The organism is Rhodopirellula maiorica SM1 (genome assembly GCF_000346295.1).
Taxonomy (GTDB): Bacteria; Planctomycetota; Planctomycetia; order Pirellulales; family Pirellulaceae; genus Novipirellula; species Novipirellula maiorica.
Window position 1 is genome coordinate 1 of record NZ_ANOG01000803.1, and the last position, 10,061, is coordinate 10,061.

A 10,061-nucleotide genomic window follows, 5' to 3' on the forward strand; every position below is an offset into this window, starting at 1 on the left:
GGGACAAAGACTCATGGTTGTTTCATCTTTGGCTGTACTGGTCGCTTCCAAGATTTGGGACGAAATCTGATTGGGCATCTGAGGCTAATCGCGTTTGGCCTATTGGCAAACGCAAAACCCGTGATCTAGATAAAATCACTGATGGAGAGGTAAAAACGACGAAAGCCAACTCCGCAGTTCAGACCCTCAAAAACCACGTAAAAACCTACTCCGATGCCTATGGCCTACCCCAGAGAGACTCAAAAAAGGCTTAACGCTTTTGATCAAAATTTCCCGCTGCTCAATTTTTTGCCTCTTTTTTTTGATTTTTGCAAAGTCGTTGAATTCGGGCACTTTTCGATCTAACCCACGGAACGCCTATTGATTCAGGGTGCTCGCGACACGCTGATTTCCGATGCTTGTTTTGATCAAAACTGAATTTGACTCTCTTTCACGAGTTGTTTTTCACGAATAACGCCACGTTTAACTAACGAGCAATCACAGGAACTGACGCTTTGTTTTTTGATCAAATTTGAATCAGAAATTGAGCGAACGGGCTCGTAGCGACGGTGTTTGTGACCCTTGAGCGATCCGAGCAGCGTGCGATATCGTGGAGGTAGATCGCGGATCGAGCGATCCAGCAACGGCCACCTTCACCATCGTCAAAAGGAAGACGCCTCGACGTGCATTCGCCCGTACTATGGGCAGGTAATCGACGAACTCGAGAGAGAGAGAGGCCATCGCGATATGAAGCATGCGCCGACAGATCGCCTGAGTACCGCAAATACCCAGACGATCGATCGACACGAGTAGTCACCGCTAACAAAAAACTTCTTACCATTTTCTCGTTGGATAACTGATCATATGGTACACCAAAACACCCCCGAACAAAACCCACGAAAGCGTCCTGGCACGGCGAAATCGACCGGATTACGCCGTAAATCTGTGGCCGCATCTCTCGATACGCTCGCGAGCATCTACCGCCCCACTGATGTAGTGGAGTGGCGAGAGCAGTGTACTCTGGGGTTGCCGCATGCTATCTATTCACCTGCCGACCGCCGCAACTTGGTAGCGTATGCTCGTGGTGAGCGCCCCACCGCACCTGGCATCGTACTGCCGAAGCTAATCTGGCAGCTCGCGACATATCTCCGCATAGATCACCTCGTAGACGAGCACCTACGCAGTTCGAATGGTAACGATCTAGCCGCGGCAGTCCGTGCTGCCATCTCCGACGAGTACGACGAGAGCGACGAGGACCACCTGGTCGAGCTCGCCCTGCATGAGCGACAGCTAGCTGGGATGCTGCCGTCCGATCTCGCCGCGTAGCTGGTCGTCGCCAGCTTTACTTTCAGCCGCCGCCCTCGGTCTCGACCGGGGGCGGCTGTCAGGGCGTCGCGACTGTTGCTCTGCTCCATCTCCAGGATCGCCGCTCGTTTGATGGCATCGATCCAGCTCCTTAACTCATGATCCCACCGAAAGGATCGCTTATGAACCAACTGTCTGGTGCTGCACACCGATTGGCCCATCCACTGGTGAGCGAGAGCGGCAAGCTCTTGTTTGCAAGCCGCCACACGAATCATGCGGGCGGAAAACCGGAGGTGGCCTATGGATAATCTGCCCCTGTCCCCTGCCGACATGGAACTGTTGGCGGACATGGTCGCGAACCGTGTTGCCGATCGTCTCGCGAATCAGCGACGGCTTTTGACTCGGCCTGAATTGGCGGAAGTCATCAACGTTTCGATACCGAAGTTGGACACGATGATTCGAGATGACGAGATACCGGTGATCCGTGTTGGCCGGAAAGTGCTGTTTGATCCCCACGCGGTGATTCAGCACCTGGCGACGCAAGCCTAATGAGTATCACCAAATTCGTTATGCCGGGCGGATTCCGCCCGGCGCTGGAAACTGAACCTTGCAGAGTTTGCTTGCATCGCGAGTAACAATGCGTTTTATCCCAAGGAACCTTCATTTCATGTCAACTCATCCTCAAGCTAATCCCCCTTCGCCCGATAAGAGCAATCGGCAACACGTGGATACCAAGCCGGCCCCGGTTGATGACTGGGACGAGGACGTAATCTCGGAGCAGAATGCAGAACGCGAGGCCGACTCGAGCGAGGTCGATCCGTTCGATCCGGCGGCACTACGGATCGACCCGCAAACGGCCGCAGGTGCTATTGGCGTCAAACGCCAGATTGTCACTCTGAAAGTCGGAAAGCCAAGCAGGATGGAGTTTTGCCGCGTTCATCCTTCCGAAACTTACCGGCTTGACACGGCAATCGTGGAAGACAAAGTCAATCGCGAAAGTTACCTCGTTGCATCCTCATTGTGGCCGGATCTGCAGGATTTCATTACGCTTGTTCGCTTGTGCGTGGCTGTTAACCGACACGGTGCGACATTCCTGTGGCCCGCCAAGCTTCCTGACCCAAACGGTCGGGCCATGGACTGGCATACATCGATGCTAGAAGCTCAAGAGCTTGCTACGAAAAGCTGGGTCCGAATTCAAGCGGATATGTCTGCGGGCTCCTACACGGTGTTCGTTGCCACCGGAGTCTTACCGGAACCCGAGTGGCCAGAGCTGACTCTGTCTGAATTGCTAAAAGTCGCGTTTAAGACACGGTTCATCGATTCGATGAGCCATCCCTTCGTGCTAGAACTTCGCGGAGAAGCATAATGGATTGGCTAAACCGATTTTCCTCGGTTTGGCTTATCGACTTTGAATTCTCACAACCACCTGGCGAGCGGCCCCGTGTCGCTTGCTTGGTGGCTCGAGAGTTTCATTCTCGGCGGCTACTTCGTATCTCGATGGACGAACTTGTGGAAATGGGACAACCACCGTTTGACGTTGGCGAGCGTTCTTTGTTTGTCGCTTACTTTTCATCCGCTGAGTGGAATTGCTTCCTTGCTTTGGGGTGGCCCGTTCCCGTCCGCGTACTCGATCTGTTTTGTGAGTTTCGCTGCTTGCTGAATGGAAGGACTCCGCCGGCGGGGCGAGGCCTGCTTGGTTGCTTGGCTTACTTTGGTTTCGATTCGATGCTCGCCAGTGAGAAAACGGAAATGCGGGAACTGGCAATCCGCGGCGGTCCGTTCACCCGAGACGAAATGGTGGCGTTGTTGGACTATTGCCAAACCGATGTCGATGCGTTGGGCACGTTGTTGCCCGCCATGATGCGTGTGATCGACTTTCCCCGAGCAATTCACCGGGGACGCTATATGCGGTCCGTAGCGGCGATGGAAACCGCGGGGGTGCCCATCGACGTGGAAACGCTGGCGTTGTTCCGTCGGCAATGGTTGGCAATCAAGCGACAACTTATCGCGGCTGTCGATCAATCCTTTGGCGTGTTCGATGGCGACACGTTCAAGCAGGATCGGTTTGCGGACTACTTGATCCGGAATCGGATACCGTGGCCCACTACCGATAGCGGCCGTTTGGCATTGGATGACGAGACGTTCCGGCAACAGGCAAGGGCCTATCCCCAAGTTTCGCCATTGCGAGAGCTCCGCCATGCGTTGTCCGAAATGAAGCTGGAAAAGTTGGCCGTCGGATCGGACGGCCGCAATCGCGTGATGCTAAGTCCGTTTGCGAGTCGATCCGGCCGCAATCAACCGAGCAACAACAAATTCATTTTCGGTCCGTCGGTTTGGTTGCGTGGTTTGATTAAGCCGGCCGTCGGACGTTCCATTGCCTACGTCGATTGGTCACAACAGGAACTCGGCATCGCGGCCGCGTTGTCGCAGGATCCCGCGTTGGGGCAAGCGTATGCGTCCGGTGATCCCTATTTGGAATTCGCCAAGATGGCCGGAGCGGTCCCACCGTCGGCAACAAAGAAAACCCACCCGAACGAAAGGTCCGCGTACAAAGTGTGCATGTTGGCAACGCAATACGGGATGAGCGAACACGGCTTGGCCGCGAAGCTAAACAAGCCGGTAGCCTTTGCGAGAAACCTACTCCGGCGGCATCGGGAGACGTTCCCCGTGTTTTGGCGTTGGTCGCAAGTCCAAGTTGATACGGCGATGCTTACAGGCAAGTTGCAAACCGTGTTCGGTTGGCCGATTCACACAATCGGGGGTGACAATCCGCGTTCCCTTGCGAACTTTCCGATGCAAGCGAACGGCGCGGAAATGTTGCGGCTGGCTTGCTCGATGGCGACGGAATCGGGCATCACGGTTTGCTGTCCCGTGCATGATGCAATCTTGATTGAATCGGACTCGGCACAGATTGACGAAGCGGTGGTGCAAACCCAATCGATCATGCGTGAAGCCGGCCGGATCGTGCTGGACGGTTTTGATTTGGAATCGGACGCCAAAGTGGTTCGGGATCCGGAGCGATATATGGATGACGATCGAGGGCAGGAAATGTGGGACCGCGTGTTCCGGCTTGCTACTGAGGCGGATAACCAACATGGGACGTAGTGAGACGTTCAACGGAACGCTGTGTCCCAATTAGGGAACGCTGTGTCCCGTGATCGGCTCGTTATGTCCCACCCGTACCCCTATCTATTTAGTTTTCTTGTTAGGTATCTCATTAAGAATCTTCTTATGATGTATGGAAACCCGATGAACTTGGAATCCTTCACGGCCGGCCCCAGTGACGTGGCGGCATTGTTCACCGTTCGTGGCGAGAGACGCGTTGATAAGTCCGGCAAGGGAAAGCCGGCGTCGGTCCCGTTGCCGAAACACGGACCCGGTGAACGCTTCATCCGTGGTCCGATCCCGCTGGCGTGGTTCAAGCTGGCATCGGGATGCGGAAGGCAGGCGGCCGCGGTTGCTGTGTTGCTTTGGTATGCGGCCGGCTACCAACGTAGAAACCCCGTGAAGTTGACACCGGCCGTCCTTTCGGAATTGTCCGTCCAGCCCAAAACAGCGAAACGTATTTTGCGAAAGATGGCCGAACGTGGCTTGGTTCTCACGAACTTCCAACGTGGTCGGTCCCCGTTGGTCACGATTGTTTCACCCGAGCCGGCCGAAGCAATGGAATCTATTGCGACCACTGACGGATCCAAGGAATCAAAATCGCGAATCCCACGCCAATGACGTCAACGAGAATCATTAAAACAATCAGGATTCCGACCCCTGAAAACACGGATAGTCCCCCCGATTCACGCTGATTAACTTGGTTCGGCTTCTTGCTGAACATTGAAATGGACGTTGTGAAAAGCGGGACGCGTAGGAATTACTTTTGTTAATATACCACTGCAACGGCTAGGCTGATCCCCGAAAGCCGGCTTCACCACCGGTCCGCCGTTGCTCTCTTATCCCTTTGGTGACATTGAAAGGTGATTCAATGGCAAGTTTACGTTTTGAAGATGACCGCGGTCGGCAAGGGTGGCGTTTGCAGTTTCGCGATGTTGAAAAGCGAAACCGGACGATATGGCTAGGCAATGTCCCCGAGTGGAACGCCCAGCAAGTGAAGCAACACGTCGAACACTTGCTCGACCGTGTGAAGAAAGGGCAACCGCCGGAAATGGTGACGGCGGATTGGCTTGGCACTCTCGATAAGGACTTTCGTAACAAGCTGGCGAAATGCGGATTGTGTGAAACTGTCGAGAAACGCGTTGCCCGGGTTCTAACGATGGCCGCGTGGTTGGATGAATACTTCGCGGAACGTACCGACATCAAACCGGGGACGTTGAAAACGTATGAAAAGACGCGGGACAATTTGGTAACTCATTTTGGCCGCCGGCGATTGCTTCGCGACATCACGCCCACGGATGCTAAGAAATGGCGGACGTGGTTAAAGTCCCACGGGAACCGCCGAGACAAAAAACAGGGGCGAACGTCGATGGCTGAAGATACCGTTCGAAGGCGAACGGGAATGGCGAAACAATTCTTTGACGAAGCGGTGGAACGCGGGATCATCGAATCTAATCCGTTTGACAAATTGCCCACCACCACCGGCGGCAATTCCGCACGTCAATTCTTTGTGACCCACCAGGCGATTGAAAAGTGTATTGAGCAATGCCCTGATGTGGATTGGCGAACAATCCTTGCACTGGCAAGGTACGGCGGTTTGCGTTGTCCGTCGGAACTACTGCGGTTGCGGTGGTGCGATGTGAATTTGCCCGAGGGCCGCATGGTGATCCATGCGAGTAAGACCGAGCACCATGCGGATGGTGGCGTCCGCGTGTGTCCGATCTTTGTCGAGCTCCGCCCCTATTTGGAAGCGGCCGAAGCCGCGGCCCCCGATGGGACCGAGTATGTAATCAATCGGTATCGCTCGGCCGCACAGAATCTTCGGACACAATTTGAGAAGATAATCAAACGAGCTGGCTTGGTCCCGTGGCCCCGATTGTTTCAAAACTTGCGGGCATCCCGCGAAACGGAATTGATGGGGATGTATCCGTCCAAGGATGTGGCAAGCTGGCTTGGCAACACGGTTACGGTTGCGATGAAGCATTACGCGATGGAAACCGAGGCGGCATTCAAAGCGGCATCGGATCCCAATGCCAAGCGGTCCGGATCGGTCCACCGCGAAGATACCGCAAACGGCGGTTGCACTGGCGGTTGCATTCCGGGCATATCTGACGCTATTGGTGCAACCGCCGATGCAACCGCGAAGGGTGATTTAGATGGCGATTCACGCGTTTTTATCGTCCAGGATAGCGCCGGACACTACTATCTAATGGGCGATACCGGATTCGAACCAGTGACCTATGCCGTGTGAAAGCATCGCTCTAACCAACTGAGCCAATCGCCCTTTCGCTGTCGCTCGTTCACTTGGAGGAACGTCACCGCCTCAGGAAGAGTGGCGGCCGATTTCTATAGCGTCGACAGGTCCCAAAGCGTAACCGGAGATGCGAATCGATTCCAGTGCCCGGCAACGATTTTTGCGGTGGCGATTTTTAGGGATGAAGCCAAGCACGCGGTGCTGTAGAGGGAGACCAGCCTGCGTAACCACGTCGTCGCCGCGGCAGAGGCACCAGGCCGATTGGCTGGAAGCTTGCTCGGGGAGCAGCGGCTTCCAGCCGTGGGTGATTCAAGAGAAACGCAAAACTAGGCTGGGGGTTTGAACTTGGGAGCCGATGGCTCTTCCGGTTCTTCCTCAGGCTCGTCCTGGTTGGTCGATGCAGGGTTGTCCAGCGTTAACGCTCGCTTGGCTTCGTATTCCGCCTCACGAAACTGTTGTTGGACATCGTTGAGAGTGCGTCGCACATCGCGGTAGCTGCTGCCAAATTTGCGGGCAACCTCAGGGAGATTGCCGCCAAACAACACGACTGCGATGACTCCGATCACCATCAACTCAAATGGTGATAAACCAAACATGTTACGCTTTCCCGCTTGGCGAGTGAGTCTCGTCCTCTTCGTCGTCCGTCGTTTCCGCCATGCCGCGTTTGAATTCGTTCGCACTGCGACCGAGGTTTCGCATCAAACTAGGCAGTTTGGCTCCGCCGAACAGGACCAGTGCAATCAACAGCACGACCATCAATTCGGGAAGTCCAGGAAAACCGAATGCCAGTACCATGCACTGCGTAAACATCGACATCATTAACATTTTTTGCTCCGCTACCGAGGCTCTTGAAGGAGAATCCTGACGCAAACTTCGGCGAAAGCGGGTAGGTCGATCGACACACAAGGGCGCCGAACACCTCCAGAACCGATGGTCGGGGATGGATGGGGGGCGAGCAACTTCGCTCGCGTTGACCCCATTGTATTGTCCGGGCGAGAAGAGTCAAAGTCCCGTGGCTCAAAAATCAGTTTGCGGGTCTATTTGGGGTCGGATTTTGACGCCTTTCCTCGATCATGCTGCCCTGACCGGGCGAGCCAACGCAATGCTTTCTGAATTATGGCCCATTATTTCGAGTGTTTTGGGCGTGTTTCTGGTCATGGGAGTCGGTGCCATGTGCCGCCAGACCGGTTGGTTGACACGTCAAGCGGACCACTCGCTCGCCAACCTGACCGCCAAGGTGCTGTTGCCTGCCTTGTTTGCTCACCGGATTCTGACCAGTGATCAAATGAGTCAGTTTGCGACCGCTTGGTTTCCGCCGACGTTTGGATTTGGGACGACGGCGCTAGGTTTTTTGATCGGATTTTTGATTGCCCGCTATGCGGGACACTGGATCGGTTTGGACAGCGATTCGAAACAGCGAACCTTTGCGCTCTGCGTTGGCATCTGCAATTACGGCTACATTCCACTGCCGTTGGCTCAGCGGTTTTACCCGCAAGCCGAGGTGGATTTGATTTTGCACAATGTCGGTGTCGACATGGCGCTGTGGAGTATCGGGATTGCGGTGATCGGCGGCACCAGCGGCAGTGGGTGGCGGCGAATGATGTTGAGCGCGCCGGCAGTCACAGTGATTGTTGCGGGAATCATGAGACGCTTTGGGCTCGAACAAGCGGTGCCCGATTCGTGTATGAGTGCGATCGAAATGCTGGGCAATTGCGCCATCCCGATGGGACTGCTGCTGAGCGGCGCGATTATCGTCGACTACTTGAAAGAAACGACGTGGTCCGGCTCAGGACGCGTGGTGGGGTGGGCGATCGCGATTCGCCAAGTGTTGCTGCCAAGTGTGATGATTGGTATCGCCACCATCATCGCCGAGCGGTCTAGCTTGATGAGCATCGACATGAAGCAGGTGGTGATGCTCGAAGCCGCGATGCCCGCAGCGGTGTTTCCGATTGTGTTGGTGCGGTTGTATGGACGCGATACCTCGACGGCGCTTCGAGTTGTCTTGTCGACGTCGATCGCCGGCATTCTGCTGGTGCCCGTCTGGTTGGGAATCGGCAAGTGGTGGTTCGGTGTTTGAGCCAAGCCGCTGACGGTTGAGTGGCAAGCAAGCGATCCGATGTAGGCGGCTGGTTAAGTACTTCACAGCGTTACGCAAGCCGCCCGGTCTAACCGAACGTTTTACTCGCCTCAACCGGACGGCTCGCGCCGTGCCGCTACCAAAGTAGATGGTATTGGGCGTGATCCGTGGGCGTGCTCATTCAATTTAAAATTTACAATTGTCAATTTAACTTTTTCAGTTCTCCCAACTCCCAACTCTTCACTCTTCACTCTTCACTCTTCCCCAAGCCGCAGGGACTCGTGGCCTCGTCCACTACCTTCAACGCTGGTTTGCTTAGAGAGCAGTCGGTGCGACCTGAACAGCCTGAGTCTTGGATGCTTCTGTCGTGGTGTTGCCGGAGCGCGCATAAAAGAAGCCGGGCGTGCCTCAACTCGGTGCACGCCCGGCCTCATTGTTTAGTCAGCCGTGACTCTCCGTCTTAGTTTAATTTTCCAGCGAAACAATCGTAGCTTCCAAGCTTGATCCGCCTGCCATCCTGGCTGGCGATTGCCTTTGGTGCTGCTTGCATTTCAATCCTGAGACATCTTGTCCTGAGAACGCGAATCCGTGCGTCGATCGAAATGTTCGTTGCGGCAATAAAATTCGTTTTCAATCTCCCTAATCACCCGTCCGTGCGTAGCTTTCCTTTTGAATTGACTTTCGATTCGACTCGCTGCAGGTTGCAGAATCCTTCCGCGGTACAGCTTTCGTGTGGAATCGAGGACAACATGGTTACCGTTGATTCGCGAATCCGTGCGAACGTCGAGCAAAGTAATGTTGTCGATGTTTGGCAGCTCGAACAAGTTGCCCATCACGCTTGCTTCCTGAAGCGTGATCGCAGGGTTCGAGACGTGTGGAACTAGGCCACCAGTCGAAGGTCTTCTTGCGTGATGCGTTCACGCACGCCGTCGATAAATTCTTCGAAGATGCGGATGTCAAGCGCTGATGCGGCACCGCACTCAGGATGGAATTGGGTTCCCAAGGCAAACCAATCCATCATCTCGCTTTCGATCGCTTCGATGACGCCATCGGGGCAGCGAGCGGTAACACGGAAGCCAGGAGCGACTTCGTCAATCGCCATGTGGTGACGGCTGCTAACACGGATTTCGCCATCGCCGTAAACGCGGCCGACCAGCGAGTCGCTTTCGACGTTCAAGGTGTGGCGGTGATTGGGATCGTGAGCGTCAAAGTGAGGCACTGCGTTGGGCAGGTCCTCTTTGATGTTCAAGAACAGGTTGCCGCCCTGGTGAACATTCAACAATTGCATTCCAGTGCCGATTCCCAGCACGAGGGACGCGTCGTTCGGCGAGTTCAGCGATG

At 55.0% G+C, this 10,061-nt stretch carries 9 protein-coding genes, 1 tRNA gene and 1 pseudogene; 7 read left to right on the forward strand and 4 right to left on the reverse strand.

Annotation, left to right across the window (positions count from 1 at the left end):
- Positions 1-1,466 precede the first annotated feature (1,466 nt).
- From RMSM_RS43480 to RMSM_RS38925, 6 genes are all read left to right on the forward strand, one after another.
- Positions 1,467-1,592 (forward strand): hypothetical protein, encoded by a 126-nt coding sequence (locus RMSM_RS43480; RefSeq protein ID WP_261340352.1) that lies wholly within the window; start codon positions 1,467-1,469, stop codon positions 1,590-1,592.
- Positions 1,585-1,833 carry a helix-turn-helix domain-containing protein gene (locus RMSM_RS26225; RefSeq protein ID WP_040769457.1) on the forward strand — a complete coding sequence of 83 codons (249 nt, stop codon included), beginning with the start codon at positions 1,585-1,587 and terminating at the stop codon, positions 1,831-1,833. The genes RMSM_RS43480 and RMSM_RS26225 overlap by 8 nt, the downstream gene beginning before the upstream one ends.
- Positions 1,834-1,951: 118 nt before the next feature.
- Positions 1,952-2,650, forward strand: coding sequence for a hypothetical protein (locus RMSM_RS26230; RefSeq protein ID WP_040769459.1), 699 nt, complete (start codon positions 1,952-1,954; stop codon positions 2,648-2,650).
- Positions 2,650-4,389: a DNA polymerase gene (locus tag RMSM_RS26235; RefSeq protein WP_008703873.1), complete on the forward strand. Its 1,740-nt coding sequence runs from the start codon at positions 2,650-2,652 to the stop codon at positions 4,387-4,389. The genes RMSM_RS26230 and RMSM_RS26235 overlap by 1 nt, the downstream gene beginning before the upstream one ends.
- A gap of 126 nt (positions 4,390-4,515) precedes the next feature.
- A complete protein-coding gene (locus RMSM_RS26240; RefSeq protein ID WP_008703874.1) occupies positions 4,516-5,010 on the forward strand; it encodes a hypothetical protein in 495 nt (164 codons plus the stop codon).
- Positions 5,011-5,548: 538 nt separating this feature from the next.
- Positions 5,549-6,640, forward strand: a complete 1,092-nt coding sequence (locus RMSM_RS38925; protein WP_236622310.1) for a tyrosine-type recombinase/integrase — start codon at positions 5,549-5,551, stop codon at positions 6,638-6,640.
- Here RMSM_RS38925 and RMSM_RS26255 read toward each other — a convergent pair.
- From RMSM_RS26255 to tatA, 3 genes are all read right to left on the reverse strand, one after another.
- Positions 6,600-6,673, reverse strand: a tRNA-Val gene (locus RMSM_RS26255). The two genes, RMSM_RS38925 and RMSM_RS26255, sit on opposite strands and share 41 nt — an antisense overlap.
- Before the next feature lie 296 nt (positions 6,674-6,969).
- Entirely contained in the window at positions 6,970-7,239 is a 270-nt protein-coding gene (locus RMSM_RS26260; protein ID WP_008703880.1) for a Sec-independent protein translocase subunit TatA/TatB, read from the reverse strand.
- A gap of 1 nt (position 7,240) precedes the next feature.
- Complete coding sequence (tatA, locus tag RMSM_RS26265; protein ID WP_040769463.1) at positions 7,241-7,468, reverse strand: twin-arginine translocase TatA/TatE family subunit; 228 nt, start codon at positions 7,466-7,468, stop codon at positions 7,241-7,243.
- A 277-nt stretch (positions 7,469-7,745) separates the two neighbouring features.
- Between tatA and RMSM_RS26270 the strand changes: the two genes are divergently transcribed.
- Positions 7,746-8,720: an AEC family transporter gene (locus RMSM_RS26270; protein WP_040769465.1), complete on the forward strand. Its 975-nt coding sequence runs from the start codon at positions 7,746-7,748 to the stop codon at positions 8,718-8,720.
- Positions 8,721-9,600: 880 nt separating this feature from the next.
- Here the strand turns inward: RMSM_RS26270 and RMSM_RS26280 are convergent.
- Positions 9,601-10,061: pseudogene (locus RMSM_RS26280) on the reverse strand (gamma-glutamyl-gamma-aminobutyrate hydrolase family protein); the annotation flags it as partial.